The sequence below is a fragment of the Streptomyces aureoversilis genome, from assembly GCF_042657885.1.
Taxonomy (GTDB): Bacteria; Actinomycetota; Actinomycetes; order Streptomycetales; family Streptomycetaceae; genus Streptomyces; species Streptomyces aureoversilis.
Genome location: NZ_JBHSKJ010000002.1, coordinates 309,415 through 336,018, shown reverse-complemented (window position 1 = coordinate 336,018; position 26,604 = coordinate 309,415). Strand labels below are relative to the sequence as shown.

At 73.9% G+C, this 26,604-nt stretch carries 28 protein-coding genes; 18 read left to right on the top strand and 10 right to left on the bottom strand.

What is annotated here, in order from left to right; all coding sequences use genetic code 11:
* The first annotated feature begins 97 nt into the window (after window positions 1-97).
* From ACFPP6_RS04360 to ACFPP6_RS04345, 4 genes are all read left to right on the top strand, one after another.
* On the top strand, window positions 98-1,318 hold the full coding sequence (locus ACFPP6_RS04360) for an alpha/beta hydrolase (RefSeq protein WP_382037387.1): 1,221 nt from the start codon (window positions 98-100) through the stop codon (window positions 1,316-1,318).
* Between the two features lie 115 nt (window positions 1,319-1,433).
* A complete protein-coding gene (locus tag ACFPP6_RS04355; RefSeq protein WP_382037385.1) occupies window positions 1,434-2,294 on the top strand; it encodes a DUF4429 domain-containing protein in 861 nt (286 codons plus the stop codon).
* 108 nt (window positions 2,295-2,402) lie between these two features.
* Window positions 2,403-3,764, top strand: a complete 1,362-nt coding sequence (locus tag ACFPP6_RS04350; protein ID WP_382037384.1) for a sensor histidine kinase — start codon at window positions 2,403-2,405, stop codon at window positions 3,762-3,764.
* A complete protein-coding gene (locus ACFPP6_RS04345; RefSeq protein WP_382037382.1) occupies window positions 3,761-4,438 on the top strand; it encodes a response regulator in 678 nt (225 codons plus the stop codon). The genes ACFPP6_RS04350 and ACFPP6_RS04345 overlap by 4 nt, the downstream gene beginning before the upstream one ends.
* A gap of 37 nt (window positions 4,439-4,475) precedes the next feature.
* Here the strand turns inward: ACFPP6_RS04345 and ACFPP6_RS04340 are convergent, their stop codons facing one another.
* Entirely contained in the window at window positions 4,476-5,501 is a 1,026-nt protein-coding gene (locus tag ACFPP6_RS04340; protein ID WP_382037380.1) for an aldo/keto reductase, read from the bottom strand.
* 7 nt (window positions 5,502-5,508) lie between these two features.
* Window positions 5,509-5,994: a MerR family transcriptional regulator gene (locus ACFPP6_RS04335; RefSeq protein WP_382037378.1), complete on the bottom strand. Its 486-nt coding sequence runs from the start codon at window positions 5,992-5,994 to the stop codon at window positions 5,509-5,511.
* Between the two features lie 150 nt (window positions 5,995-6,144).
* Here ACFPP6_RS04335 and ACFPP6_RS04330 point away from each other — a divergent pair, with 150 nt between their 5' ends.
* Complete coding sequence (locus ACFPP6_RS04330; RefSeq protein ID WP_382037376.1) at window positions 6,145-6,960, top strand: serine hydrolase domain-containing protein; 816 nt, start codon at window positions 6,145-6,147, stop codon at window positions 6,958-6,960.
* A gap of 67 nt (window positions 6,961-7,027) precedes the next feature.
* Here ACFPP6_RS04330 and ACFPP6_RS04325 read toward each other — a convergent pair whose 3' ends face one another.
* On the bottom strand, window positions 7,028-7,714 hold the full coding sequence (locus tag ACFPP6_RS04325; protein ID WP_382037374.1) for a pirin family protein: 687 nt from the start codon (window positions 7,712-7,714) through the stop codon (window positions 7,028-7,030).
* Between the two features lie 57 nt (window positions 7,715-7,771).
* Between ACFPP6_RS04325 and ACFPP6_RS04320 the strand changes: the two genes are divergently transcribed.
* The 5 genes from ACFPP6_RS04320 (at window position 7,772) to fabF (ending at window position 12,746) form a co-directional block, all read left to right on the top strand.
* Window positions 7,772-8,956: a PucR family transcriptional regulator gene (locus ACFPP6_RS04320; RefSeq protein ID WP_382037372.1), complete on the top strand. Its 1,185-nt coding sequence runs from the start codon at window positions 7,772-7,774 to the stop codon at window positions 8,954-8,956.
* A gap of 89 nt (window positions 8,957-9,045) precedes the next feature.
* Window positions 9,046-9,999: an ACP S-malonyltransferase gene (locus ACFPP6_RS04315; protein ID WP_382037371.1), complete on the top strand. Its 954-nt coding sequence runs from the start codon at window positions 9,046-9,048 to the stop codon at window positions 9,997-9,999.
* A gap of 13 nt (window positions 10,000-10,012) precedes the next feature.
* Window positions 10,013-11,059 (top strand): ketoacyl-ACP synthase III, encoded by a 1,047-nt coding sequence (locus tag ACFPP6_RS04310; protein ID WP_382037370.1) that lies wholly within the window; start codon window positions 10,013-10,015, stop codon window positions 11,057-11,059.
* Window positions 11,060-11,161: 102 nt separating this feature from the next.
* Window positions 11,162-11,410, top strand: coding sequence for an acyl carrier protein (locus ACFPP6_RS04305; RefSeq protein WP_168093812.1), 249 nt, complete (start codon window positions 11,162-11,164; stop codon window positions 11,408-11,410).
* 70 nt (window positions 11,411-11,480) lie between these two features.
* A complete protein-coding gene (gene fabF, locus ACFPP6_RS04300) occupies window positions 11,481-12,746 on the top strand; it encodes a beta-ketoacyl-ACP synthase II (RefSeq protein ID WP_382037368.1) in 1,266 nt (421 codons plus the stop codon).
* Window positions 12,747-12,823: 77 nt separating this feature from the next.
* Here the strand turns inward: fabF and ACFPP6_RS04295 are convergent, their stop codons facing one another.
* On the bottom strand, window positions 12,824-13,318 hold the full coding sequence (locus ACFPP6_RS04295; protein ID WP_058044575.1) for a DUF3145 domain-containing protein: 495 nt from the start codon (window positions 13,316-13,318) through the stop codon (window positions 12,824-12,826).
* A 322-nt stretch (window positions 13,319-13,640) separates the two neighbouring features.
* Between ACFPP6_RS04295 and ACFPP6_RS04290 the strand changes: the two genes are divergently transcribed.
* Window positions 13,641-14,531, top strand: a complete 891-nt coding sequence (locus tag ACFPP6_RS04290) for an SGNH/GDSL hydrolase family protein (protein WP_382037366.1) — start codon at window positions 13,641-13,643, stop codon at window positions 14,529-14,531.
* Window positions 14,532-14,906: 375 nt separating this feature from the next.
* Window positions 14,907-15,422 (top strand): isochorismatase family protein, encoded by a 516-nt coding sequence (locus tag ACFPP6_RS04285; protein WP_382037364.1) that lies wholly within the window; start codon window positions 14,907-14,909, stop codon window positions 15,420-15,422.
* Window positions 15,423-15,502: 80 nt separating this feature from the next.
* Here the strand turns inward: ACFPP6_RS04285 and ACFPP6_RS04280 are convergent, their stop codons facing one another.
* A complete protein-coding gene (locus ACFPP6_RS04280; protein WP_382037363.1) occupies window positions 15,503-15,931 on the bottom strand; it encodes a MarR family winged helix-turn-helix transcriptional regulator in 429 nt (142 codons plus the stop codon).
* A gap of 99 nt (window positions 15,932-16,030) precedes the next feature.
* Here ACFPP6_RS04280 and ACFPP6_RS04275 point away from each other — a divergent pair, with 99 nt between their 5' ends.
* Complete coding sequence (locus tag ACFPP6_RS04275) at window positions 16,031-17,044, top strand: NADP-dependent oxidoreductase (RefSeq protein ID WP_382037361.1); 1,014 nt, start codon at window positions 16,031-16,033, stop codon at window positions 17,042-17,044.
* 100 nt (window positions 17,045-17,144) lie between these two features.
* Complete coding sequence (locus ACFPP6_RS04270; RefSeq protein ID WP_382037359.1) at window positions 17,145-17,951, top strand: EI24 domain-containing protein; 807 nt, start codon at window positions 17,145-17,147, stop codon at window positions 17,949-17,951.
* Between the two features lie 36 nt (window positions 17,952-17,987).
* On the opposite strand, the gene ACFPP6_RS04265 is transcribed toward ACFPP6_RS04270, so the two are convergent.
* Together ACFPP6_RS04265 and ACFPP6_RS04260 are read right to left on the bottom strand one after the other, a co-directional pair.
* Entirely contained in the window at window positions 17,988-18,716 is a 729-nt protein-coding gene (locus tag ACFPP6_RS04265) for a carbon-nitrogen hydrolase family protein (RefSeq protein WP_382037357.1), read from the bottom strand.
* 7 nt (window positions 18,717-18,723) lie between these two features.
* Window positions 18,724-20,037: a pyroglutamyl peptidase gene (locus ACFPP6_RS04260; protein WP_382037355.1), complete on the bottom strand. Its 1,314-nt coding sequence runs from the start codon at window positions 20,035-20,037 to the stop codon at window positions 18,724-18,726.
* A gap of 97 nt (window positions 20,038-20,134) precedes the next feature.
* On the opposite strand from ACFPP6_RS04260, the gene ACFPP6_RS04255 reads away from it, so the two are divergent.
* Together ACFPP6_RS04255 and ACFPP6_RS04250 are read left to right on the top strand one after the other, a co-directional pair.
* Window positions 20,135-20,881 carry an MgtC/SapB family protein gene (locus tag ACFPP6_RS04255; protein ID WP_382037713.1) on the top strand — a complete coding sequence of 249 codons (747 nt, stop codon included), beginning with the start codon at window positions 20,135-20,137 and terminating at the stop codon, window positions 20,879-20,881.
* 138 nt (window positions 20,882-21,019) lie between these two features.
* Complete coding sequence (locus ACFPP6_RS04250) at window positions 21,020-21,829, top strand: VOC family protein (protein ID WP_382037353.1); 810 nt, start codon at window positions 21,020-21,022, stop codon at window positions 21,827-21,829.
* A gap of 193 nt (window positions 21,830-22,022) precedes the next feature.
* On the opposite strand, the gene ACFPP6_RS04245 is transcribed toward ACFPP6_RS04250, so the two are convergent.
* On the bottom strand, window positions 22,023-23,825 hold the full coding sequence (locus ACFPP6_RS04245; RefSeq protein ID WP_382037351.1) for a hypothetical protein: 1,803 nt from the start codon (window positions 23,823-23,825) through the stop codon (window positions 22,023-22,025).
* Window positions 23,822-24,541, bottom strand: coding sequence for an ABC transporter ATP-binding protein (locus ACFPP6_RS04240; RefSeq protein ID WP_382037349.1), 720 nt, complete (start codon window positions 24,539-24,541; stop codon window positions 23,822-23,824). The genes ACFPP6_RS04245 and ACFPP6_RS04240 overlap by 4 nt, the downstream gene beginning before the upstream one ends.
* A gap of 95 nt (window positions 24,542-24,636) precedes the next feature.
* Between ACFPP6_RS04240 and ACFPP6_RS04235 the strand changes: the two genes are divergently transcribed.
* Together ACFPP6_RS04235 and ACFPP6_RS04230 are read left to right on the top strand one after the other, a co-directional pair.
* Entirely contained in the window at window positions 24,637-25,341 is a 705-nt protein-coding gene (locus tag ACFPP6_RS04235; RefSeq protein WP_382037347.1) for a hypothetical protein, read from the top strand.
* 141 nt (window positions 25,342-25,482) lie between these two features.
* Window positions 25,483-26,112 carry a class F sortase gene (locus ACFPP6_RS04230; protein WP_382037346.1) on the top strand — a complete coding sequence of 210 codons (630 nt, stop codon included), beginning with the start codon at window positions 25,483-25,485 and terminating at the stop codon, window positions 26,110-26,112.
* 40 nt (window positions 26,113-26,152) lie between these two features.
* On the opposite strand, the gene ACFPP6_RS04225 is transcribed toward ACFPP6_RS04230, so the two are convergent.
* Window positions 26,153-26,578, bottom strand: coding sequence for an OsmC family protein (locus ACFPP6_RS04225; protein ID WP_382037344.1), 426 nt, complete (start codon window positions 26,576-26,578; stop codon window positions 26,153-26,155).
* Window positions 26,579-26,604 lie beyond the last annotated feature (26 nt).

The window sequence follows — 26,604 nt, the reverse complement described above, 5'->3', positions numbered from 1 at the left end:
CGAGAAACCCACGCATGTGCCCAATTACCCCCACTCAAACGTGAGATAGCTCACGGACTTCGCAGTCGCCGCCGCGTTTCTCCTACTGTGTTTCGCGGTGACTTCCTTCCCGGAGCTCGGCTCCCCCTCCTCCGTACCGTGGACGACCACGGCCACCGTGTGGCGCGCGCTGCTCGCCCTGGCCGTGGTGTTCGTGATGCTCGGGACGACCGGCTGGACGGCCGTCAGAAGCCACAAGGCGGCCGGGGACGCCCGTACGGTCTCGCTCAGCGCCTGGCTGCACGGCTCCATAGCCGGCAGACCGCTGCCGGCCCCGGGGACGGCCCCCGACGCCGTGGCCCGCTTCTTCGCCTCCCTCACCGGCGCCCAGCAGGCCCGGCTCGCCGACGACCACCCCTTCGTCGTCGGCAACCTCAACGGCGCCCCGGCCGTCCTGCGCTACCGCGCCAACCGCGTCGCCCTCGACCGGGCGCGCGCCGTCGAGAAGCGCCGCAGCCACGCGAGCGGCCTCAGCCCGGTGGGCCGCCAGGAGGCCGTGCGCCGCATGCACCGCTTCGAGTCGCTGCGCGAGGGCGGGCGGCAGATCCTCGCCTTCGACCCCACCGGCGCCGGCCGGGTCGCGGAGGTCATCGGCGACCTCGACCGGGCCGAGCGGGTCTCCGTCGTCGTCCCCGGCGTCGACACCAACCTGCTGACGTTCGAGAAGTCCCAGCGGGCCTACAGCGCCCCCGTGGGCATGGCCCGCTCCCTCTACGCCGCCGAGCGCAAGACGGACCCCCGCATCCGTACGGCCGTCATCGCCTGGGCCGACTACACCTCGCCCGCCGGGGTGGGCATGGACGCCGCCACCGGCAAGCTCGCCACCGAGGGCGCCCTGCGGCTGCGCGCCGCCGTGCGGGCGCTGCCCGGCGCCTCGCGGGTCTCCCTCTTCTGCCACAGCTACGGCTCGGTGGTGTGCGGCATCGCCGCGCGCGAGATGCCGTCCCGGGTCACCGACGTGGCGGTGGCCGGCAGCCCCGGGATGCGCGCCGAGCACGTCTCCGAGCTGCGGACCAGCGCCCGGATATGGGCCATGCGCGACCCGGACGACTGGATCCAGGGCGTCCCCCACCTGGAGGTCGGCGGCCTCGGCCACGGCGCCGACCCCGTCTCGCAGGGCTTCGGGGCGCGGGTGCTGTCCGCCCGCGGCGCGGAGGGCCACGCCGGCTACTTCGAGCCCGGCACGACGAGCCTCGCCAACTTCGCCGGCATCGGCGTCGGCGCCCCCGCGACGGTCGCCTGCGCGGACGCGGACGCCTCCTGCACCGAAGGCGCATAGCGGTACGAGCCGGGCCGGACCGCACGCCGGGCGGGAGCGCAGGGACGGACGACGCGCGTAGCTCCCCGCTCCCCGCAGGGGGGACGCGCGAGCGGGCGACGCATACGATGACGGCATGGGTGATGTGCTGACGGGTTTCCACACCGTCTGGGAGTTCGACACCGACTCCGTGCTCATCCGCTTCGAACGGGGGATCCGCACACCGAAGCTGCTCCAGGCGCTCGGTGAACGACGCATCCCCTACGAGGCGCTCGCGGCCGTCGAGCAGGCCCCGGGGAAGCGCGGGACGGTGGTACTGCGTGCGGTGCCGAGACCGGGCGCCGATCCGTTGATGGACGTCGCCGACGGCCAGCTCAAGGAGGGCAGCGACCCCTACCGGCTGGTGCTGCCCGCCGAGCGCGACGCCCTCGCCGAGTACTACGCCGACGAGATACGGGCCGCGCTGGGCCCGGACGCGGCCGTGCCCGCCCAGCGCCCCCTGGTCGCCGCCCCCACTCCCCCGGCATCCTTCAAGGCCTACGACGGCAAGGCCTCCTTCGACGGCGCCTCCGTCGCCTTCCGGTGGTTCTGGACCGGCGCGTCCTCCGCCAAGTGGAAGGCCGGCGACCAGCGGTTCGCCGTCGAGGAGCTCTCGGGCGTCCAGTGGCGCTCCCCCGAGATCGCCGGCGGCTACCTGCGGCTCGTGCCGCGCGGCGCCGAGGGCGGGCCGCCGGGCCAGGCCGACCAGGATCCGGCGGCCGTCGTCTTCGGCATGGGCTACGGGCTCCTCCACGAGTCGCTGCCGTTCGCCGCGGCCGTCCTGCAGGCCGTCCGGGCCGCCTCCCCGGCCTCGCCCGGAGCGCGCGTCCCGGGCGCCCGGCCCGACCCGGGCGGCATCGCCGACCGCATCCGCCACTTGGGCGCGCTGCACGACGCGGGGCTGCTCACGGACGACGAGTTCAGCGCGAAGAAGGCCCAGTTGCTCGCCGAATTGTGACCCTCCGTGACGGCGTGCGCCTGCTACCGGTGCTACCCCGGTATGACCCGCAAGCCCCCACCCTGGGGTGACGCTCCTGCCTGGGCCGCGGCCTAGGCTGAAGGGGTCATGATCCAGTCACCCCCTGCCCCCCTCGCGCGGGCGCGCGCCTTCGTGATCGACGTCTGCACCCCCGCCGGGCCGCCCGTGCCGCTGTGCGGCCGGTCGCGCCGGCGCTGGGTGCGGAAGCTGCCCTACGTGGTCGCCTGGCTGTTCACCGCCCTGCTGCTGCCGCTGACGGGTCACAACCTGGCGGAGGAGTACGGCCTGGGCTTCGGCCTCGCGCTGTCCCTCGGCATCGCCCAGACCGTGCCCCTGCTCGTCGCCGTCCGCAGGCCCCTGCTCGCCTGGGCCATCGCCTTCGCGGCGGACGTCGCGGCGGCGGTGGCCGCGCTGGCCGAGCCCGTGCAGGGCGACTGGCCGTGGCCGTGGCCGCCGATGACCGTCATCAGCATGCTGCTGCTGATGCTCGCGGTCGGCATGCGGGAGCGGCGCCCGATGCTCCTCGCCGTCTGGCTGGCCACGGGCGTCTCGGGCGCGGTCCTGCGGGGCCTGGTCCCGGAGCGCAGCTCCTCCAACGTCTGGATCACCGCGTTCGCGGTCGGCGGCATCCTGATGCTGCTCGCCGGGGCCCTGCGCGAGCGCGGCGACGCGCGGCGGGCCCTGGCGGAGCAGGAGACCATCAGCGAGGCCGAACGGGCCCGGCGCACCCTGCTGGAGGAGCGCACCCGCATCGCCCGCGAGCTGCACGACGTCGTCGCCCACCACATGTCGGTGATCACCGTGCAGGCGGACAGCGCCCCGTACCGCATCGAGGGCCTGCCCGAGCAGGCGCGCGAGGAGTTCGGCACGATCGCCGCCACGGCGCGGGAGTCGCTGACCGAGATGCGCCGGCTGCTGGGGGTGCTGCGCAGCGAGGACGCCTCCGGCGAAGGCGGGGCCGAGCGGGCGCCGCAGCCGGGCGTCGCACGGATCCCGCAGCTGGTCGAGGCGACCGTGCGGTCCGGGCTGCCGGTGGAGCTGGCCATGCCGGACCCCCTGCCGGACGCCGTGCCGCAGACCGTGGACCTCTCCGCGTACCGCATCGTCCAGGAGGCCCTGGCCAACGTCGTCCGGCACGCGCCGGGGGCGGACACGCGGGTGTCGGTGTCCGTCGGCGAGGCCGGCACGGATCTGCTGGTGCTGGTCGTCAACACCGCCGCGGCGGACCGGGACGCGCCGCCGGTGGAGACCGGCGGCACGGGCCACGGGCTGGTCGGCATGCGGGAGCGGGTGCGGCTGGTCGGCGGCACGCTCGACACCGGCCCGCTGGACGGCGGCGGCTTCCGCGTCGCCGCCCGGCTCCCGCTCACGGCGGAACCGGGCACGGAATTCGCCACGGAAGCGCTCACGGACCCCACAGGAAAAGAAGAGGACTCCCGCACCGCATGACCATCAAGGTGATCATCGTCGACGACCAGGCCATGGTGCGGGCGGGCTTCGCCGCGCTGCTGGCCGCGCAGCCCGACATCGACGTCGTCGGCGACGCCGCGGACGGGCGGCGGGGCGTGGAGCTGGGCCGCAGCGCCCACCCGGACGTCGTGCTGATGGACGTCCGGATGCCCGAGATGGACGGGCTGGAGGCCGCACGGCAGCTCCTCGACCCCCCGCCCGGCGTGCACCACCGCCCGAAGGTGCTGATGCTGACGACGTTCGACGTGGACGACTACGTCTACGAGGCGCTGCGCGCGGGCGCCTCCGGCTTCCTGCTGAAGGACGCCCCGCCCGCGGACCTGATCTCGGCCGTCCGGGTCGTGGCCGCCGGAGAGGCCCTGCTGGCCCCGTCCGTGACGCGCCGTCTGATCGCCGACTTCGCCAAGCAGCGCCCCGCCCGCCGCAAGGGCCCGTCCCTGCGGCTGAAGGGGCTCACGCCGCGCGAGACCGAAGTCCTCGAACTCATCGCGCGAGGACTGTCCAACCAGGAGATCGCGGCGTCCCTGGTGCTCGCCGAGCAGACCGTCAAGACGCACATCGGCCGGGTCCTGGCCAAGCTGGACCTGCGCGACCGCGCCCAGGCGGTGATCTTCGCCTACGAGTCGGGGCTGGTGGCCCCGGGCGGGCAGTGACGGGCCGTCACCCGCACCGCACCGCCCGCGGCCGGGCCTACTCCCGGCCGGCGGAGGTGAACGCCATGTCGGCGTACCGGGTACCCGCGACCTTGCCCGCGATCGGCTCCAGGGCCGCGAGCTCGTCCGCCGTCAGGGTGATGCGGGTCGCGCCCGCGTTCTCCTCCAGGCGGGAGCGGCGGCGCGTGCCCGGGATCGGAACGACCGTCAGGCCGTGCACCTGCGCCTGCTGCTGGACCCAGGCCAGGGCCACCCGGCCCGGGGAGGTGCCGCGCTGTTCCGCGATCCGCCGGACGGGCTCCAGCAGCGCCGCGTTCGCCTCCGCGTTGCCGCCGGTGAAGCGCGGCATGGTGCGGCGGAAGTCGTCGCCCGACAGCTCGCTCTCGGCCCGCACGAACGAGCCGGTCAGGAAGCCCCGCCCGAGGGGGGAGTAGGGCACGAGCGCCACGCCCAGCTCCCGCGCCGCCGGCACCACGTGCGCCTCGATGTCGCGGCTGAAGAGCGACCACTCCGACTGCACGGCGGCGATCGGGTGCACGGCCTGGGCGGCGCGCAGTTCGCCGGCGGTGACCTCGCTGAGGCCCAGGTGCTTGACCTTGCCCTCGGCGACCAGCTCGGCCATGGCGCCGACCGTCTCCTCGATGGGGACGTTCACGTCGCGCCGGTGCATGTAGTAGAGGTCGATCTCGTCGACGCCGAGCCGCCGCAGGCTGGCCTCGGCGGCCTGCCGTATGTAGGGGCGGTCGTTGCGGATCGTCCGGACCTGCGGGTCCTCGGGGTCCACCCCGAGGGCGAACTTGGTGGCCAGGACGACGTCCTCGCGGTGGGCCCGGACGAACGGCGCGATGAACTTCTCGTTCTCGCCGAGGCCGTAGACGTCGGCGGTGTCGAAGAGCGTGACGCCCAGTTCGAGCGCCCGCTCCAGGGTCGCCCGGGCCTCGCCCTCGTCGGTCGTCGGGCCGTAGGCGAAGCTCATGCCCATGCAGCCGAGGCCCTGGACGCCCACTTCGGGGCCGCCGGTGCCGAGGGCCGCGGTCGGGATCTTGTCGTTGCTGTCGGTCATCGGTGCGTCAGGCCCCTTCGGTGGCCTCGGCCCGTCGCCGGGCGTCAGCGTATATGTCGATCTTGTAGTCCAGTACCTCGAGGGTGCTGCGCAGCTCCGCGATGCGGGTGCGGACGTCCTCGCGGTGCGCGGTCAGCAGCCGTTCGCGCTCGGCCAGCGTGTGGTCGCCCTCGCGGACGAGCCGTGCGTAGCGGACCATGTCGGCCACCGGCATGCCGGTCAGGCGGAGCCGCCCCACCAGGTCCAGCCAGTCCAGGTCCCGGTTCGTGTAGCGGCGCTGGCCGGTGTGCGAGCGGTCCACGTGCGGCATCAGCCCGATCCGCTCGTACCAGCGCAGCGTGTGGACCGACAGCCCCGTGCAGTCCGCCACTTCGCTGATCGTGTAGCGGTCGCGCCCCGCCGGGCGGCTGTGGCGCTGCCGTTCCAGCACGGTGCACACGGCGGCCGGCGGTGCGGTGTCCACGACGGTCGGTGCGGTGTCCAAGACGGTCATCGAGCTTCCCCCTGTTTCGCGGGCGTTCGCAGTCGTTGCCCTTGCGATGGCCACAACGCTAGAGAGTTCGAGTGCACTCCAGGCAAGCGAAGACTTGGGGGAATCTTGGCCGGAGCGGCCGGGCGGCGGGGCCGGGATAGGCTCGGAGCCATGCAGAGCCTGCGGATGATCGAGAACTGGCCGGTGGACACCGCTGCGGCGGCGGTCGTACGGGCCGACGGCACGACGGTGGGCGCACACGGCCCGGTGGAGCACCGCTTCCCGCTGGCCTCCGTCACCAAACCGCTCGCCGCCTACGCCGCGCTCGTCGCCGTCGAGGAGGGCGCGGTCGAGCTGGACGAGCCGGCCGGTCCCGCGGGCTCGACGGTCCGCCACCTCCTCGCCCACACCTCCGGGCTGGCCTTCGACGAGCACCGGGCCATGGCGGAGCCGGGCACGCGGCGGCTCTACTCCAACGCCGGCTTCGAGGTGCTCGGCGACCACATCGCCAAGGCCACGGACATCCCCTTCGCGGACTACCTGCGGGAGGCGGTGCTGGAGCCGCTCGGGATGACGGCGACGGACCTCCCGGGCTCGCCCGCCAAGGACGGCGTCTCCACCGTCGCCGACCTGGTGCGCTTCGCCGCGGAGCTGCAGGCGCCGCGGCTGCTCTCGCCGGAGACCGTGGCCGGGGCGACGTCGGTGGCCTTCCCCGGCCTCACCGGGATCCTGCCCGGCTTCGGGCACCAGCGGCCGAACGACTGGGGCCTCGGCTTCGAGATCCGCGACGGCAAGTCCCCGCACTGGACGGGCGCGTCGTCCTCGCCCCGCACGTTCGGTCACTTCGGGCAGTCGGGGACGTTCCTGTGGGTGGACCCCGCCGCGGGCGCGGCGTGCGTCGCGCTGACGGACCGCGCGTTCGGGCCGTGGGCGATCGAGGTCTGGCCGGCCCTGACGGACGCGGTCCTGACCGAGCTGCGCTCGTAGGACGTACGTCACGACCCTCTGAGTGACGGGCGGGCGGGTGGGCGCAGGCCCGGCGCGAAGCGCCGGGTCACCCGAAGTGAGGCTCGGCGTGCATCTCCCACGCCAGCAGCTCCGCGTCGGCGCCGAGCGGCTCGACCTCGACGGCGGAGGCGTCCAGCAGTCGCGCAGCGTCCCCCGGGCGCAGGACATCGCCGTCCACCCGGACATCACCGCGTACGACATGCACGTACACCCACGGTGCCCCCGGCAGGGACCCTCGCTCGCCGGCCCGGAGCCGCCGCACATGAAGCACCGCCTCCGCCCCCGGCAGCACGTACGACGCGTCGTCGGCGACGCCCCGCACCACCTCGTACGAGGGCTCGCCGCCGTATTCCGACGGGGTCAGCCACATCTGCACGAAGCGCAGGGGCTCCCCGCCCTCGTTCCGCTCCGAGTGGTGGACGCCGGCACCGGCGCTGAGCCGCTGCACGTCCCCGGGGCGTACGGTTTCGACGTGCCCCGTGGAGTCCTCGTGGGTGAGCTCCCCCTCGACCACCCACGTGACGATCTCGACGTCGCGGTGCGGGTGCTCCGGGAAACCGGCGCCGGGGGCGAGCCGCTCCTCGTTGCAGGCGGCGAGCGGTCCGAACCGCACGTTGTCGGGGTCGTAGAAGCCGGAGAAGGAGAAGGCGTGCCGGGTGTCGATCCCGGCGTCCGGGTCGCCGCCGCCGAAGCGTTCACCGGCGCGCTGGACGGACCGCTGTACGTGCGTCATCGGGCTACGGTAGCCCGGCGACCCCGCACCGGACCCGAATAAGGCAGGCTTGTCCCCGTGCCTGAACCCGCCGCTAACACCCCGCATCCGCACAGCGCCACCCTCCGCCGCCTGGAGAAGTCATCCGGCACGCTGGCCGCCGCCGCCATCGCCCGCATGGATGCCCAGCTGCCGTGGTACCGGGCGATGCCCCCGGAGAACCGGTCGTGGATCGGCCTGGTCGCCCAGGCCGGCATCGCGGCCTTCACGGAGTGGTTCCGGCATCCGGAGACCCCGCAGGCCATCAGCACGGACGTGTTCGGCACGGCCCCGCGCGAGCTGACGCGGGCGATCACTTTGCGCCAGACGGTGGAGATGGTCCGGACGACCATCGAGGTCATGGAGTCGGCGATCGACGACGTGGCGGCCCCCGGCGACGAGGGCGTGCTGCGGGAGGCGCTGCTCGTCTACGCCCGCGAGATCGCCTTCGCCACCGCGCAGGTCTACGCGCAGGCCGCCGAGGCGCGGGGCGCGTGGGACGCCCGCCTGGAGTCGCTGGTGGTCAACGCGGTGCTGTCGGGCGAGGCGGACGAGGGCGCCCTGTCGCGGGCCGCGGCCCTCGGCTGGAGCGCCCCGGCGCACGTCTGCGTGGTGCTCGGCACCGCCCCGAACGGGGACAGCGAGCTGACGGTCGAGGCGATCCGGCGCGCGGCGCGCCATGCCAAGGTGCAGGTGCTGACGGGGGTGCTCGGCGACCGCCTGGTGGTGATCGCGGGCGGCTCCGACAATCCGCTGCAGACGGCCAAGGCCCTGATCGGGCCGTTCGCGGCGGGCCCGGTGGTGGCCGGCCCGGTGGTGCCGGACCTGCTGTCGGCGACGCGCTCGGCGCAGGCCGCGGCGGCCGGCCTGAAGGCGTGCGCGGCCTGGCCGGACGCCCCCAGACCGGTGCCGGCGGACGATCTGCTGCCGGAGCGGGCGATGGCCGGGGACACCACGGCCCGCGATCAGCTGGTGGAGGAGATCTACAGACCGCTCCAGGAAGCGGGCTCGGCTCTGCTGGAGACGCTGAGCGTCTACCTGGAGCAGGCGAGTAGCTTGGAAGGTGCGGCACGGATGCTGTTCGTCCATCCCAACACCGTGAGATACCGCCTCCGACGTGTGACGGACGTCACCGGGTGGTCACCCTCCGATGTCCGCTCCGCGTTCACGCTGCGGATCGCGCTCATCCTGGGGCGTCTGGCCGACACGGAGACGGCCCTCTAGCCTTTTGTCGAACGTCAACAATTCCCCTGACGGTTCTTGGTCCCCATCCCCACGGGTGGCCGGAGCCGTCCACGAGAGAGAGTGTGAGGGTGCTCGTACTCGTCGCTCCCGGCCAGGGCGCTCAGACGCCCGGCTTCCTGACCCCCTGGCTCGACCTCCCCGGTGTCGAAGACCGGCTCCGTGAGTGGTCCGCCGCCATCGACCTGGACCTGGTCCACTACGGCACGAAGGCCGACGCGGACGAGATCCGCGACACCGCCGTCGCCCAGCCGCTGCTGGTCGCGTCGGCGCTGGTCTCGGCCCGGCAGCTGTTCCCGGCGGCGGAGGACTTCGCCCGCCTGGTGGGTGCGGCCGCGGGCCACAGCGTGGGCGAGCTCGCCGCCGCGGCGCTGACCGGCGTGCTGCCGGAGCGCTCCGCCATGGAGCTGGTCCGCAAGCGCGGCCTGGCCATGGCCGAGGCCGCGGCGGTCACCGAGACCGGCATGTCCGCGCTGCTCGGCGGCGACCCCGAGGTCGTCCTGCCGCACCTGGAGAAGCTCGGCCTGACCCCCGCCAACGTCAACGGCGCGGGCCAGATCGTGGCCGCCGGCACCGCCGCGCAGCTGGCCGCGCTCGCGGAGGACAAGCCCGAGGGCACCCGCAAGGTCGTCGCGCTGAAGGTGGCGGGCGCGTTCCACACGCACCACATGGCCCCGGCCGTGTCGGCCCTGGAGGCCGCCGTGCAGGAGCTCTCCCCCGCCGAGCCGCACACCCGCTACGTCTCGAACAAGGACGGCGGCGTCGTCGCCTCGGGCGCGGAGATCGTGCGGCGGCTGGTCGGCCAGGTGGCCAACCCGGTCCGCTGGGACCTGTGCATGGAGACCTTCAAGGAGCTCGGCGTCACGGCCCTGGTCGAGGTGGCCCCCGGGGGTACCCTGACCGGTCTGGCCAAGCGTGCCCTGCCCGGCGTGAAGACCCTGGCCCTGAAGTCGCCGGCCGACCTCGACGCAGCCCGTGAGCTGATCGCCGAGCACGCCGCACCCGCCGGGTCCCCGGCCGAATAAGGAGTCTCGGAGCATGACCTCGAAGATCAAGCCGAGCAAGGGCGCGCCGTACGCGCGCATTCTCGGCGTGGGCGGCTACCGCCCCACCCGGGTGGTGCCGAACGAGGAGATCCTGAAGTACATCGACTCCTCGGACGAGTGGATCCGCTCCCGCTCCGGCATCGCGACCCGCCACTGGGCCGGCCCGGAGGAGACGGTGTCCGCGATGTCGGTCGAGGCGGCCGGCAAGGCCATCGCCGACGCGGGCATCACCCCGGAGCAGGTCGGCGCCGTGGTCGTCTCGACGGTCTCGCACTTCCACCAGACCCCGGCCATCGCGACCGAGATCGCGCACAGGATCGGCGCGGACAAGCCTGCCGCCTTCGACATCTCCGCGGGCTGCGCGGGCTTCGGCTACGGGCTGACGCTGGCCAAGGGCCTGGTCGTCGAGGGCTCGGCGGAGTACGTCGTCGTCATCGGCGTCGAGCGGCTGTCGGACCTGACCGACCTGGAGGACCGCGCGACGGCCTTCCTCTTCGGCGACGGCGCGGGCGCCGTGGTCGTCGGCCCCTCCGACGAGCCGGCCATCGGCCCCACCGTCTGGGGCTCCGAGGGCGACAAGTCGCACACCATCAAGCAGACCCTGGGGTGGGACGCCTACCGCACCACCCCGGTGCCCGGCGGTGACGGCCCCGAGGCCCGCAAGGCCCTCGACGAGCTCCGTTTCCCGGCCATCACGCAGGAGGGCCAGGCGGTCTTCCGCTGGGCCGTCTTCGAGATGGCCAAGGTCGCCCAGCAGGCGCTGGACGACGCCGGGGTCAGTGCGGAGGACCTGGACGTCTTCATCCCGCACCAGGCCAACATGCGGATCATCGACTCGATGGTCAAGACCCTCAAGCTGCCGGAGAGCGTCACGGTCGCCCGTGACGTGGAGACCACGGGCAACACGTCCGCGGCCTCCATTCCGCTGGCCATGGAGCGGCTCCTGGCCACCGGCGCGGCGAAGAGCGGGGACACCGCGCTCGTCATCGGTTTCGGGGCGGGTCTCGTCTACGCCGCCACGGTCGTTACCCTCCCCTAGGCGAGATCCGCGCAGCCCGGCCCCGCCTCGCTGCGCAGAGCTCACCGCACCAGCAGTTCCTTACCACGCAGTTCCACCGCACAGATAGAAGGAGCGCCGCACATGGCCGCCACCCAGGAAGAGATCCTCAAGGGCCTCGCCGAGATCGTCAACGAGATCGCCGGCATCCCGGTCGAGGACGTCCAGCTGGACAAGTCCTTCACCGACGACCTGGACGTCGACTCGCTGTCCATGGTCGAGGTCGTCGTCGCCGCCGAGGAGCGCTTCGACGTGAAGATCCCCGACGAGGACGTCAAGAACCTCAAGACCGTCGGCGACGCCGCGGACTACATCCTGAAGCACCAGGACTGACCCGAGCGTTCGTCGCCACCCCAGCGGTGGCGGTTTCACCAGCACCTCTACACGTGGAGACAGAATTCCTGTGAGCTCGACCAATCGCACCGTGGTCGTCACCGGTATCGGCGCAACCACACCGCTGGGTGGCGACAGCGCGACGACCTGGGAGGCTCTGCTCGCCGGCCGGTCCGGCGTCAAGCCCCTCGAGGGTGAGCGCTTCGCGGACCTCCCGGTCCGCATCGCCGCTTCCGCGGCGGTGGACCCCGGTGATGTCCTGCCCCGCCCGCTCGCCCGCAAGCTGGACCGCTCGGCGCAGTTCGCGCTGATCGCGGCCCGTGAGGCCTGGGCCGACGCGGGCTACACCGCCATGGCCGGCGAGGACTCGTCCATCGCCCCCGAGCGCCTCGGCACCGTCATCGCCTCCGGCATCGGCGGCGTGACCACCCTGCTCGACCAGTACGACGTGCTCAAGGAGAAGGGCGTCCGCCGCGTCTCCCCGCACACCGTGCCCATGCTCATGCCGAACAGCCCCTCGGCCAACGTCGGCCTGGAGGTGAACGCCCAGGCGGGCGTGCACACCCCGGTCAGCGCCTGCGCCTCCGGCGCCGAGGCCATCGGCTACGCCGTCGAGATGATCCGCAGCGGCCGCGCCGACGTGGTCGTCGCCGGCGGCACCGAGGCGGCGATCCACCCGCTGCCCATCACGGCCTTCGCCAACATGATGGCGATGTCCAAGAACAACGAGGAGCCCGAGAAGGCCTCCCGCCCGTACGACAAGGCCCGTGACGGCTTCGTCCTCGGCGAGGGCGCCGGCGTCGTGATCCTCGAGTCGGCCGAGCACGCCGCCCGCCGCGGCGCGCGGGTCTACTGCGAGGTGCTGGGCCAGGGCCTGTCCGCGGACAGCCACCACATCGCCCAGCCCGAGCCGACCGGCCGCGGCATCGCCGCCGCGCTGCAGAGCCTGCTCGACAGCACCGACCTCAAGCCGTCCGAGGTCGTGCACCTCAACGCGCACGCCACGTCCACCCCGCAGGGTGACGCGGCCGAGATCAAGGCGCTGCGCAAGGTCCTCGGCGACGACCTCGACCACGTCGCGGTCTCCGCGACCAAGTCGATGACCGGCCACCTGCTGGGCGGCGCGGGCGGCATCGAGACGGTCATGACCGTCCTCGCCCTGCACCACCGCACGGCCCCGCCGACCATCAACGTCGACGACCTGGACGAGGACATCGACGCGGACATCGTCCGCAACGAGCCGCGCGCCCTCCCCGCCGAGGGCCCGATCGCCGCGATCAACAACTCGTTCGGCTTCGGCGGCCACAACGTGGTCCTGGCCCTCCGCTCGGTCTGACCGCACCCCGCCCGGCACGACGGCCCGCCCCGGAACCCCCGGGGCGGGCCGCTGTCGTTCTGCCGGTCGGCGGCGCTTCAGACCACCTGGTGCAGCCAGCGCACCGGTGCGCCCTCTCCCGCGTACCGGAAGGGCTCCAGTTCGTCGTCCCAGGGCTTGCCGAGGAGCTTGGCGACCTCGGCCTCCAGCTCCGTCTCGCCGCGGGCGGCGCGGGCGAGGGCCGCGCGCAGCCGGTCCTCGGGGACGAGGATGTCGCCGTGGATGCCGGTGACGGCGTGGAAGATGCCGAGGTCGGGGGTGGAGCTGTAGCGCTCGCCCTCCGCCGTGGCGCACGGCTCGGCGGTCACCTCGAAGCGCAGGAGGTGCCAGCCGCGCAGCGCGGAGGCGAGCTTGGAGGCGGTGCCGACCTGACCCTGCCAGGAGAATTCGGCACGCCAGGTGCCGGGCGAGGCGGGTTGCCGGATCCAGTCGAGGGTGACCCGCACACCGAGCACGCCCGCGACCGCCCATTCGACGTGCGGGCACAGCGCGCGCGGCGCGGAGTGCACATACAGAACTCCACGTGTCGTCACCGGGACCTCCAGTGCGGTTCGAGGTTCGCCTTCCCCAGCGGCCTCGCACCCGTACCGGTCCCGCCTGGGACAGCGTGAGACATTCTGCCCCAATGGCCACTCCCGCACCAGCTCGCGAGGTTACCAACAGTAAACACCATCGGGAGCATTTCTCCTGAAAGGGACAGGATGTGACGTGTCGTATTTCAGTTGTGCCGGAAGTGCAAAGCCGCCCCGGGGCCCGGCACAACCACCCCGGGGAAAAGCTACCGTGCAAACGGACCCCCGCGGTGACGTACCGTCGGACCCGAACAGATATCACCCGGCCGGAGGGGAAAAAGCGATGCGCCGCAGCACGGTGCGGAAGGTGCGCGGAGCCGCCAGGGCGGCCGTCGCAGCGGTCTCCGCCTTCTCGGCAGCCCTGCTCGTCACGGGCTGTGACAGTGGTGAAGGGGACACGTCCGCGGGAAAGCCGAGCGCCTCTCCCGCCGCCCCCGCGTGGAATACCCGCCCCGGCTCCATCGCCTCGCTGGGCGACTCCATTACGCGCGGATTCGACGCCTGCGCGGTGCTCGCGGACTGCCCGGAGGTCTCCTGGGCCACGGGCACGCAGGTCGACAGCGTCGCCCGGAAACTGCTGACATCACCGCAGACCAGCAGCTGGAATTACGCGCGGACCGGCGCCCGGATGGCCGATCTCCCGGGGCAGATGCAGTCGGCGATCGCCCACAGGCCGCAGCTGGTGACCGTCCTCCTGGGCGCCAATGACGCCTGCCGCGACAATGTGGCCGACATGACGCCGGCGGCCTCGTTCCGCGCGGACTTCGAGGCCTCGGTGAAGAAGCTGCGCACCTCCCTGCCGAAGTCGCAGCTCTACGTGGCCAGCGTGCCCGACCTGCAGCGCCTGTGGACGCAGGGCCGTGCGAACGGCTACGCCAAGACGGTCTGGAAGCTGGGCATCTGCCCGTCGATGCTCAAGGACTCCGAGTCCGCCGACCCGGCGGCGGAGCAGCGCCGCGCCCAGGTCGTCAAGCGGGTCGCCGAGTACAACGCGGTCCTGAAGGACGTCTGCGGCCGGGACGCGCTGTGCCGCTACGACGCCGCGGTCCACGGCTACGACTTCACGAGCGAGGCGCTCAGCAAGTGGGACTGGTTCCACCCGAGCAGGAAGGGCCAGGGGGAGCTGGCGGCGCTGGCCTACCGGACCATCACCGCGGAGAAGCACCCGGCCTGAGGCCCGGCCCGGGGCCGGAGCGTGGCTCGGGGCGGGACCTGTCAGGTGGCCCCGCCCCGGTCAGACGCGGTCGTGCGGCCTGCGCGCGGCGCGGGCGTACGTACCCTCGCTCGGACATCCGGCACCGCGTGCACGCGCACTGCACGCCCCCGGCTTTGGCCAAAGCCGCGTCCGGGCGGGCGTTCGCGCCTGCTCATCAGCACGGTATCCGATGAACAGACCTTACTCATAAGCAAGTTCACCCCTGCGTGGGTCAACTTCCGTCCCCGCCGCGCATCTGCGGCCACGCGGACGTCGGACAAGCTTTACCTATCGTCATCCCGGAGGCGTTCCGCAGGCCGCCCGCGGCCCGTGCCCGACCGGTACCGTCTGGCCATGACGGAAATCGACCCGCAGCGCACCGCCCTCGTCCTCGTCGACCTGATGGAGCGCATCGTCGCGCTCCCCCTCGCCCCGCGCAGCGGGGACGAAGTGGTCCGCACGGCGGAGGAGTTGGCGCGGTCGTTCCGGAAGTCCGGGGGCACGGTGGTCGTGGTGCGCACCGAGCGGCCGGGGGTGGCGGAGCAGCCGCCGGGGAGCGGGCTGCTCGCGGGGTTCGCCGAGGAGGGCGACGTCGAGGTGGTGAAGCGGGCGGTCGGCGCCTTCCACGGCACGGACCTGGACGCGCGGCTGCGCGAGCGCGGCGTGCGGACGCTCGTCCTCGGCGGGATCGCCACCAACCTGGGCGTGGAGTCGACGGCCCGTGCGGCCGCCGACCACGGCTACGGGCTGGTGTTCGCGGAGGACGCGATGAGCGCGCTGACGGCGGAGGAGCACCGGGCGTCGGTGACGCTGGACATGCCGCGCCTGGGCACGGTGACCACGGCCGCGGACTTGCGGTTCCCTGCGTAGGGGGCGGCCGGACCGGCTCTCCTTCTGCAGTTTCCCGCGCCCCCTACCGGGCGCGCCCCGGCGGACTCCGGCAGGTCCCCTCAGGCGCCCGGTTCCAGCATGCGGCGCAGCAGGTCCCGCAGGACCCCGCGCTCCTCGGCCGAGAGGGCGGCGAGCGGCTCGCGGGCGAAGTCCAGCGACTCGCTCAGGCGGCCGGCGGTGTCGAGGCCGGCCGGGGTGGCCGCCGCGAGCTTGACGCGGCGGTCGTCGGGGTCGGGGCGCCGCTCCACCAGGCCGCGGGCCTCCAGGCGGTCGACGATGCCGGTGACGTTGGACGGCTCGCACTTGAGGAGCTGGGCGATGCGGCGCATGGGCAGGGGCTCGCGCGCGAGCAGGGCGAGGACCTTGGCCTGGGCGCCGGTGAGCGCGTGCTTGGCCGCCGCCTCCTCGTACTCCTCGTGGTAGCGGGCCACGACGGTCGCGATGAGGTCGACGACCTCACGGGTCAGGGCATCGGTTCGGGGGGCCATGACTCCAGGTTACCGCGTTGCTTGACAACATGAAATATCGAGGCGCATGGTTGTTTCAGTTGCTTAAGCTTTTGCCCGTCCATCAGGAGGTCGCGTCCCATGTCCGCCACGCCCACCACCAGCCGTGAATGGCACCTCGTCGCCCGCCCGCACGGCTGGCCGACGCCCGAGGAGTTCGCGCTGCGGGAGACGGCCGTGCCCGAGCCCGGCGAGGGGCAGATCCTGGTGCGCAACATCCACATGTCGGTGGACCCGTACATGCGCGGCCGGATGAACGACACCCGCTCCTACATCGCGCCCTTCGAGCTCGACCGGCCCATGGAAGGCGGCGCGGTCGGCGAGGTCGTCGCCTCGCGCAGCGACGCCTTCCGGCCCGGCGACCACGTCCTGCACAGCCTCGGCTGGCGGGAGTACGCCCTGGTCGAGGCCGTGCACGCGGTCAAGGTCGACCCGGAGGTCGCGCCGCTGTCCACCTACCTCGGCGTGCTCGGCATGCCGGGCCTGACCGCCTACGCGGGCCTGCTGGAGGTCGCCTCCTTCAAGGAGGGCGACTCCGTCTTCGTCTCCGGCGCCGCGGGCGCGGTCGGCCTCCAGGTCGGCCAGATCGCCCGGCTCAAGGGCGCCTCGCGCGTCGTCGGCAGCGCGGGCACGGACGAGAAGGTCAAGGCCCTCGTCGAGGAGTACGGCTTCGACGCCGCCTTCAACTACAAGAACGGCCCGGTCGCCGAGCAGCTCAAGCAGGTCGCCCCCGAGGGCGTCGACGTCTACTTCGACAACGTGGGCGGCGAGCACCTGGAGGCCGCGATCGGCGCGATGAAGCTGCACGGCCGCGCCACCCTGTGCGGCGCCATCGCGGGCTACAACGACACCGTGCCCCAGCCCGGCCCGCGCAACATGATCGCGATCATCGGCAAGCGGCTGCGCCTGCAGGGCCTGATCGTCGGGGACCACAAGGCGCTGCAGCCGCAGTTCGTGCAGGAGGTCGGCGGCTGGGTGCGCTCCGGCGAGCTCAAGTACCGCGAGACGGTCGTCCACGGCGTCGAGAACGCCCTGGACGCCTTCCTGGGCATGCTGCGGGGCGAGAACACCGGCAAGATGATCGTCACCTTCTAAAGGCCCTCCCGGGCCCCTCCCGGGCCCTTCCGGCCCGTCCTGCGCGCTCCGCCCGTCCGGCCCACCGGCCGGCCGGGGCGCGCCGGATACCCTTCCCGCCATGCGAGATCTCATGGCGGGACTGACGTACCTGGGCAAGGGCCAGCGCTGGGTGGCGCGCAACCGGCGGCAGTGGGGGTTCGGGCTGCTGCCCGGGCTCATCACCCTCGCCGGCTACGCGGCGGCGGTCGTCTGCCTTGCCCTGTACGCGGGCGACGCCGTCGGCTGGGCCACGCCCTTCGCCGACGGCTGGGCCTCCCCCTGGGCCGGCCTGTTCCGGGGCGCGCTGACCGTCCTGCTCTTCGGCGGCGGCCTGCTGCTGGCCCTGATCTCCTTCACCGCCGTGACCCTGCTGGTGGGCCAGCCCTTCTACGAGGAGCTGTCCGAGCGGGTCGACCGCTCCGTGGGCGGTGACGCCCCCGAGTCCGGGCTCCCGCTCTGGCGCGAGCTGTGGATCGCGGCCCGCGAGAGCCTCGCGGTGCTCGTGCGCGTCGCCGTCTGGGGCGTGCTGCTCTTCGCGCTCGGTTTCGTGCCCGTCGTCGGGCAGACCGTGATCCCGGCCCTCGGCTTCTGCGTCTCCGGCTTCTTCCTCGCCGAGGAGCTCACCGCCGTCGCCCTGCAGCGCCGCGGCGTGCCGCTGCGCGAGCGGCTGCGGCTGCTGCGCTCGCGCAAGCTGCTCGCGCTGGGCTTCGGGGTGCCGCTGACACTGCTGTTCCTGGTGCCGTTCGTGGCGGTGTTCGTGATGCCGGGCGCGGTGGCCGGTGCGACGCTGCTCGTCCGGGACCTCATGGGGGAGGAGGCCGCCGCGGAGGACGCCTCCGGCGGCCCCGGTCCCCGGACGGAGGACGAGGGCGCCCCGCTCGGCTGAGAATCGGTCTCTTCTCAAGCGAGCAGCAGCAGGTGCTCACCCGAGGGTCAGCCCGGCCGGCACCACCTCGGCCTCCGTGGCCGAGCCCTCCGCGAGGACGGAGCCGTCCGGCGCCCACACCGCGCTGAGGCCGCAGGCCTCGTACGGGCCCGACGGACCGCAGTGGTTGGCGAGCAGGACGTGGAGACCGCCGGCCTTCGCCAGCGCGGGGAAGATCTCCCTCCGCTCCTGTGCGCCGCCGCCCCGCCCGTACAGCGAACTGGCGAGCAGCACGCTGCACCCGTCGGCGGCGGCGCGGGCCGCGCACTCGGGGAAGTGGGCGTCGTAGCAGATGACGTGCGCGAAGCGGACGCCGTGCAGCGTGAACCGGCCCTCTCCCGTGCCCGCCGCGAAGCCCGCGGCCCGCTCCGTGTCCGTCACGTGCACCTTGTCGTAGCGGGTGAGGAGGGCGCCGTCCGGGCCGTAGACGTAGCTGGTGATCGTCGTGCCGGCGGCGCTCCGCCCCGCGCAGTTGACCACGGCCGCGACGCCCGCCGTGCGGCACGCGTCCCGCACGGGGGCGAGCCGCGGGTCGCCGGGCTCCATGACCAGCCGGTCGCCCCCGCCGGTGATCGCGTCCAGTTCGTAGCCGGTGGCGGCGAGTTCGGCGAAGACGACGAGCGCGGCGCCGCGCTCCCCCGCCTCGGTGACGAACGCGGCCATGCGGGCCGCGTTCGCTTCGATGTCGCACGGCCGGGCGGTGAACTGAGCTGCGGCGATGATCATCCGTCCATCATGGCGTCCGGCCGGCCGCGGCGGCCACCCCTGTGATCGACCGCACCTGCGCGACGATCGCGAGCCGGTTGCGCACGAACCCGGGGTCGGTGACGGTGCCGGTCGCCGGATCCTCGTTGCCCCGGCCGAACTGCAGCACCGGGGTGTGCAGGTGCCCGCCCGGCACGCCCAGGCGCACCGCGTCGCGCAGCAGGGTCGCCCGGTAGGCGATCTCGTTGGAGAGGTAGTCGCCTCCGCCGCCCGCGCGGGCGGTCGAGCCCGGGGTCGGCCCGTCCGGCCGGTCGACGGGCTCGGTGGCGCCCGCCGGGATCTCGGTGACCTCGGTGTTGTCGTGCACGGCGAACGGGCCGGTGGCGGCCGCGGTGATCGCCGCGTACGGGAGGCCGGTGGACGTCCACTGCGGCTGCGGGTGCACGGTCGGGACGCCGGGCGGCACCGGCACGGTCCCCGTGCGGGAGACGTTCGCGTTGTCCGGGTGGCCGCCGCGCCAGGCGCCGTTGGTGCGCTCGACGTCGAAGCGGCCGGGGCGGCCCTGGCTGATCGTGGTGAAGACGTCCACCCGGCGGGGGCCCGGCCGGAAGTGGGGCAGCAGCGTCCGTTCCACCGTGCCGTCGGCGAAGTCCGCCCAGCGGACGGGGAAGACGGCGGCCTCGATGCGTGCCGGGCCGGCCGGGGTGTCGATCGTCGTGCCGTCCAGGGCGAGCGCGGCCGCGCCGGAGGGGTTGGAGCGGCGGGGGTCGTCGTCGAGCTGGAACGGGTCGAAGCCGGTGATGAGGACGCGCCTGACCTGCTCTCCGGCGGGGAGGTCGATGGAGTCCTGGCCGCGCGAGGAGCGCTCCACGCGGCCGGTGAGCTCGGCGCGCTGCGGCCCGGACAGCCGGAAGGCGGGCTTCCATTCCTGTAGGGCGCGGGTCATGCCGAGCCGCGCCCAGTACAGCGGGCGGTCGTCGTCGCGGCTCAGGTCACCGGCGCGCTCCGGGCCCGGCCCGCGGCCCTGCGCCCGGTCCACGGCCCGCCGCCACAGCCGCTGCCCCTCGGCCGTCGCCAGCCGCTGCGCCTGCGGCAGCGTGCGCGTACGGGCCAGGGCGGCGGCGAAGTCCGGGGCCGCGTCCGCGAAACCGCCGCGGCGCAGGATCTCCTGCGGCACGGGGCCGGACAGGCGCTGCTCCTCGGCGGTGAGGGCCTGCCGCCCGGCGGGGGCGGTGGCGGGAGCCGGGGCGGCGGTGGCGGGCGGGGCGGCCGCGGAGGCGGCGAGAAGGGCGGCGCCGAGCGCCGCACCGAGGGGTATTCCGCCAAGTCTCATGGGATTCATGAGCCGGAAGGTATCCACTGCGCCTGGCCGTACGGTAGTGGGATGTCAACTCCCTTCTGGACCAGGGGATTTCAAGCCACAATGAGGCATGAACACCGTGCAGCACATTGCGGCTCCCCTGTTCGATCCGTCCGGTCAAGGTGCGCGGCAGTTCGCCGAGTTGGGCATCGCGCTGCTGCTCTCCTCGCTCATCGGCCTGGAGCGCGAGTTACAGCAGAAGAGCGCCGGGCTGCGCACCCACACCCTCGTCGGGGTGGGCAGCGCGCTGTTCATGGAGGTCTCGATCCACGGCTTCGGCGCCGTGGCCGACCTCGTCGGCGTGCGCCAGGACCCCTCGCGCGTGGCCGCCCAGATCGTCTCCGGCATCGGCTTCATCGGCGGCGGCCTGATCTTCGTGCGCCGCGACGCGGTGCGCGGCCTGACGACGGCGGCCACGATATGGCTGACCTGCGCGCTGGGCATGGCCTGCGGCGGGGGCCTGCCGCTGCTCGGCGTCGCGGCGACCCTGGTGCACTTCCTGGTGGTGCGCGGCTTCCCCGTGATCACCCGGCGCATGGCCCTCATACCCGGCGACCGGGTCGAGCTGCACCTGTCGTACCGCACCCGTAGGGGGTTGCTGGCGCGAATACTGGAGCTGTGCACGAAGCGCGGCTTCCGGGTCACGGACGTGCACATCGAGCCGGAGCAGCCGGCGGACGGCCGCGAGCGGGGCCGGGCCAAGGAGGCGGGGGTGGTGCTGAGCCTGGAGGGCAAGGGCCCGGCGTACCCGCTCGTGGAGGAGCTGACGTACTGGGACGGGATCATCGGGGTCGGGCTGCGGGCGCACCAGGACGGCGGGGACTAGCCCCGGCGCCGGGGTGCCGCGGCCGCCCGCGGGGGACGGCTCGAACCGGGCGACCCGGGTGAGCTGTGCCGACGGGCGGTTGTCAGTGGCGGGTGTCACGCTGGCTTCGCAAAGGACCCGCGAAGGGAGATCACCTCCATGATCACCACCGACTTTGTCCCCGGCTCCCCCTCCTGGCTCGACCTCGGCGCCCCCGACGTCCCGGCCGCGGCCGCCTTCTACGGATCGGTGTTCGGCTGGGAGTTCCAGTCCCACGGCGAGGAGGCGGGTGACTACGGCGTCTTCCGGCTCGGCGGCAAGTCCGTCGCCGGCATCGGCCCGCTCACCGAGGAGGGCGCCCGCTCGGCCTGGATGATCTATTTCGGGACGGCCGACGCGGACGCCACGGCCGGGGCGGTCGAGCGGGCGGGCGGCACGGTGCGGGTGCCGCCGATGGGCCCCGGCGAGGGCGAGGGCCGGATGGCCCAGTTCACCGACCCCCAGGGCGGCCAGTTCGCCGTCTTCCAGCCCGGCACCTACCCCGGCCTGGAGGCGGCCGACACCCCCGGCACCCTGTCCTGGACCGAGCTGTACACCACCGACGCGGCGGCGGCGCAGGAGTTCTACGGCGCGGTCTTCGGCTGGACCGCGGAGGACATGCCGCTCCCGGGCGGCGGAGGGACGTACACCCTGCTCACCCCGGAAGGCGGGGACAAGGACCTGATGCACGGCGGCCTGATGCAGCTCCCCTCCGAGCACCTCGCCCTGAACGGCGGCCGCCCCTACTGGCACCCGGTCTTCACCACCGAGGCCTGCGACGCGACGGTCGCGAAGGTCGTCGAGGGCGGCGGCACGGTACAGATGGGCCCGGAGGACGCGGAGGGCATCGGCCGGCTGGCCATCTGCCTGGACCCGGCAGGAGCCGACTTCGTGGTACTCAAGCCGGAACCCGAGGGCTCGGGCGGCTGAGGGCCCGGACGGCCGAGGAAGGGCTGGCGCGGCCGTACGGGCCCGGGCGTGATCGCCGGATGACGTGGACAGCACCCGTCGTCACCCAGGAGCGGGTGGACGGCGTCACCGGCGGCTGAGTGCGGAGGCGGACCGGGCCGGCCGCCGCCGCGCCGCCTCCGCGTCGGCTCCTGTGTCGGTGGCGGCTCGTGTGTCAGTGCCGGACCAGCCGGTCCGCCGACCGCGTCGTGAAGGCGAGCAGGGCTGCCGTCAGCACCGCTGCCACGGCGGTCACGTCGGCCACGGCCCCCGCGTCGAGATGCGCCCGCCCCAGCACCCTGTGCAGGGCGATTCCCAGGCCGCCCACCGATACCAGCGGACCCGCCGCGTACCAGCCGAGGAAGAGGATCACGCCGGGGTCGCCCATCGGCGTGCTGACGCCGGTGGCCATCAGGTGCGTACGGACCGGGCCCCGGCACGCCGCGAAGACCGCCGCCGCCGCGAACGGCACCGCGCACACCGGCATCAGCAGCAGCGCCCAGGGCGCCCCCGCCACCGCGAACGGCACCGCCGCGAGCAGCGCCATCAGGGCGCCCAGCACCGTCGGCACCACCGCGTGCTGGAGCATCAGCGTGCGGAAGCGGAACGGGGACCAGGCCGCGCGCCGCACGTCGTCCGTCTCCAGCCGGGCCGGCTCGGCGAGCGCACCCACGCCGACGTAGCCGAGCAGCAGCGCGGCGACGAGGCCGATCACGCGTTCCGGCCCGCCGAACTGCAGCCCCAGGGCGGCCGTCGCCGTGGCGCACACCATCCACATCAGGGCCTTCGCCGGGCGTGCCGGCGCCCGCAGCAGGGACAGCAGGTCCCGCCACACCACCACGAGGTACTTGCTGCGCGGACGCGGCAGCCGGACCCGGCGGGCGCCGCCGGTGCCCGTGGCGTCCATGAGGGCCAGCTTGGCGGCCCGCAGCTCCACCGAGTACATCACCGAGGAGACCGTCTGGGCGGTCGCCGCACGCCGCCGCAGCTGGGTCGTGGGCACGCGCCCGGCGTCCCGGTGCCCCTGCACCAGGCCCGCGGCCGCCAGCAGCACCAGCAGGGCCACCGCGGCCGGCCAGGCGGGCGCGGGGCCGCCGGTCACGGAGACGACGGGCTGGGCGGCCCAGCCCCACGGCCCGGACCACAGCTCCACCTGCTCCAGCACCGCGCTCCGGTGCCCGTACGCCGCGCCCGCGACCTGTCCCGCGAGCAGCATCAGCACGAGGACGGCCAGGGGCGTGAACCGGCGTACGAGACGCGCGAGCCCGGCCCGGTGCTCCACCGCCATGCCCACCGCCACGGCCAGCAGCGGCAGGCACACCGCGGCCGGAAGGAGCGCGAGCAGCGCCGTGACGAGCGGGGCCAGGTCCATGACGCGCAGGACGACGGCCGCTGCGACCGCCACCACCAGCGCCGGGACGACGGCGACCCCGGCCGACAGCCGGAACCACGGGCGCAGGACGGCCGCGCGGCGCACGGGCTGTGCGAGCAGCCAGCCGACCGAGGGGGCGGGGACGACGACGGGGCCGCGCCACAGGGCGTCGCGCGCCGCGAGCAGGGCCAGTGCGGCGGTCAGGAGGGTGAACAGGGCGGGCAGCGTGTCCTGGACGCGCTCGCCGAGGCCGCCGTAGTCCGCGCCCAGCCGGGCCCGCTGCAGGAAGTGGACGGCGTAGGCGCTGCCGTAGCCCGCGGCGATGAGCACGACCGAGTAGAGGAAGACGGCGAGGTCTCGGCCCTTCTGCCGGCGGTGGGCCTTGCGCTTCTCGCGCAGCCAGGCCAGCGTCTCGGCAGTGCGGTCGTCCTCCTCCTCGGTCCAGGTGGGCTCGCCGGTGTCGATGTCGGCATCAGTGCCGGGGTCCACGTCGGTGTCGATGTCGGTGTCGATGTCGGTGTCGGTGTCGATGTCGGTGTCGGTGTCGGCGCGGGCCCCGCCGCCCTCGCCGGTGGCCGGGGTCCCGCCCGGCGCCCCGCCGCTCATCCGCGCAGCCCCAGCCCGGCCAGGACCTCCGCCGGCGGGCCCTCGGCGATCACCCGGCCGTCCTCCAGGGCGATCATCCGGTCCGCTACGGACTCCGCCAGGTCGGCCTGGTGGGTCGCCAGCAGGACGGCCACGCCGTCGCGCTTCTCGCCGTTCAGCAGCTCCGCGAGGCGGACCCGGGCGTCCGGGTCGAGCCGCTGCTCGGGCTCGTCCAGGACGAGCAGGTCGCGGGGGCGGACGAGCGCCGCGGCCAGCAGCAGGGACTGGAGCTGGCCGGAGGAGAGCGAGCCGGGCAGGGCCTGCGCGTGGTCGGACAGCCGGCGGTCGGCGAGCACGTGGTCGATCCAGGCGCCGGCGTCCTCCACGGCGTGGGCGACGGTGACGAGTTCGAGGTGCTCGCGCACGGTCAGGTCCGGGTAGGTGGCGACGGTGTCGCCCACGACCGCGACCCTGGCCCGCACCTCCGGGTCGTCCTCGGAGACCTTGCGGCCCGCGAACCGCGCGGTGCCGGCGGTGGGCTCGTCCCGGCCGGCGGCTATGCGCAGCAGCGTGGACTTGCCCGATCCGTTGTGGCCGAAGAGGGCGGTGCAGGTCCCCGGCTCCAGGTCGAGGTCGAGCGGGTGCAGGGCCGTCCTCTCCCCGTAGGTGCGGCTGACTCCGCGCAGCCGCAGGAGCGGGGCGGGGCCGCCGACCTGCGGGGCCTTCGAGCCGGACATCAGAGCCTCCGTACGCCGGTGATCACTCACCCCGACCTTAGTGAGCGGGAGGTGTCCGCGGAGCCCCGCCCCGGCCCGCCGCCGGGTGCGCGACGATGGCCCCCATGCACCCAGCCTCCGACTCCCCGTCCGAGCCGGGCCGGCGGTCCGGCACTCCCGGCGCCTTCGGCCGGTCCGGCGGCGGCACCGGCCGCCCCACCGGTCCCGGCCGCCCCCGCACTCCCGGTACCCCCGGCGCCTGGGACGCTTTCGGCCCCCTCGGCTTCCAGCTCGTCCTCCTGCGGCGGATGGCCGACCACCAGCCCGGCCTGGTCGAGGACGCCCTGCGCGAGCTCGGCGTCGACCGGAGCAGGATGCGGGAGGCCAACCGCCGCTGGCAGGCCGCGCTGCGGGCCCCCGGGCGGCGCGGAGCGGGCCCGCACCACCGCTCGGTGCTCGGCCCGCCCGAGGCCACCGGCGAGCGGCACGTGGGCGAGCTGACGTTCGAGGCGGCGACGTGGCGGGTGCCGCTCTGGCCGGACCTGCGGTTCGAGGTGCTGACGGCGCCCGGTGGCGCGGTCTGGAACGAGTGGCTGGTCCGCGCCCCGGGGGCGCCCGCACCCGCGCTGCGGACGGTGGAGGACCTGAAGCCCTGGTCGTGCACCGTGGACGAGGTGGCGCGCGCCTTCGCCCCCGCCCGGCCTCTGGAGGGCACGGGCCCCGCCCTCTGGCGGCTCGTCTTCACGGCGCCGGACGCCTCCGGGAACCGGCGCGAGTACACGGCCGAGTTCATGTGGGGGCTGCTGCAGCGGTTCGTCTGAGGAGCCGGGGGCCACCACCGGGCGGGGGTGCGTCTCCTCCTTCCGGGGGAGGCAGAACTGGCCGTTCACCCGAAGCCGGGACGCCGCGGCCGTCCCTAGCGTGGGCAGCGTTCCCTCCCCCCACGCCCGGTTGGATGCCCGATGCCCCGTACACCCCGTGCACCTCGTACGCCGTGTGCACCCCGTACGCGCCGTGCGCGCCTTCCCGCCCTCGGGCCCGCCCTCGCGGCCCTGCTGCTGCCCACCGTGCTCGTCCCGGCCCTGCTCACCGGCTGCTCGTCGGGCACGGAGGGCAGCACGGCCGCCAGCGGCACCCCGGCCTCGGCCGAGGAGCCCGCCCGCGTCTCGATCCCGTCCATAGGCGTGGACAGCGCCCTGCTGCGCCTCGGCAAGAACGGCGACGGCACCGTGCAGGTGCCGCCGCCGGAGAAGGGCATGACCGCCGGCTGGTACACCGGCGGCGCGACGCCCGGCGAGCCCGGCGCCGCCGTCCTCATCGGCCACAACGACACCCGCGACGGCAAGGCCGTCTTCCACGACCTCGGGAAGGTGGACAAGGGGACCGTCGTCGACGTCCGGCGGGGCGACGGCAAGGTGCTGCGCTTCTCCGTCACCGGGAAGGAGACGGTCGACAAGTCCGCCTTCCCCACGCAGAAGGTCTACGGGGAGACGAAGGAGCGGGCACTGCGCCTGGTCACCTGCACGGGGAGCCTCGACGCGGACGGGCACCCGGTGCGGAACCTGATCGTCTACGCGGCCCTGACGTCGTAGGCGATACGACGTCAGGGCCGCGGGGCGCGAAAGGCAGGCGTCAGACCAGCTCGGCCGTCAGCGTGATCGTCGTGCCCGTGAGGGCCTGGCTGACCGGGCAGTTCTTCTTGGCGCCCTCGGCGGCCTCCTGGAAGCCCGCCGCGTCCAGGCCCGGCACCTCGCCGCGGACGGTGAGGTGGATGCCGGTGATGCCCTCGCCCGGCTGGAACGTGACGTCGGCCTTGGTCTCCAGGCGGGCGGGCGGGTTGCCCGCGCCCGTCAGGCCGTGCGAGAGGGCCATGGAGAAGCAGCTGGAGTGCGCGGCCGCGATGAGCTCCTCGGGGCTGGTCTTGCCGTTGGCCTGCTCGGCGCGCGACGGCCACGACACCGGCTGGGAGCCGATGCCGGACGAGTCGAAGGTGACGGTGCCGCTGCCCTTGAGCAGCTCACCTTCCCAGACGGTGTGCGCGGTGCGGGTGGTGGCCACGAATACATCCCTCCACAGAAATCGGT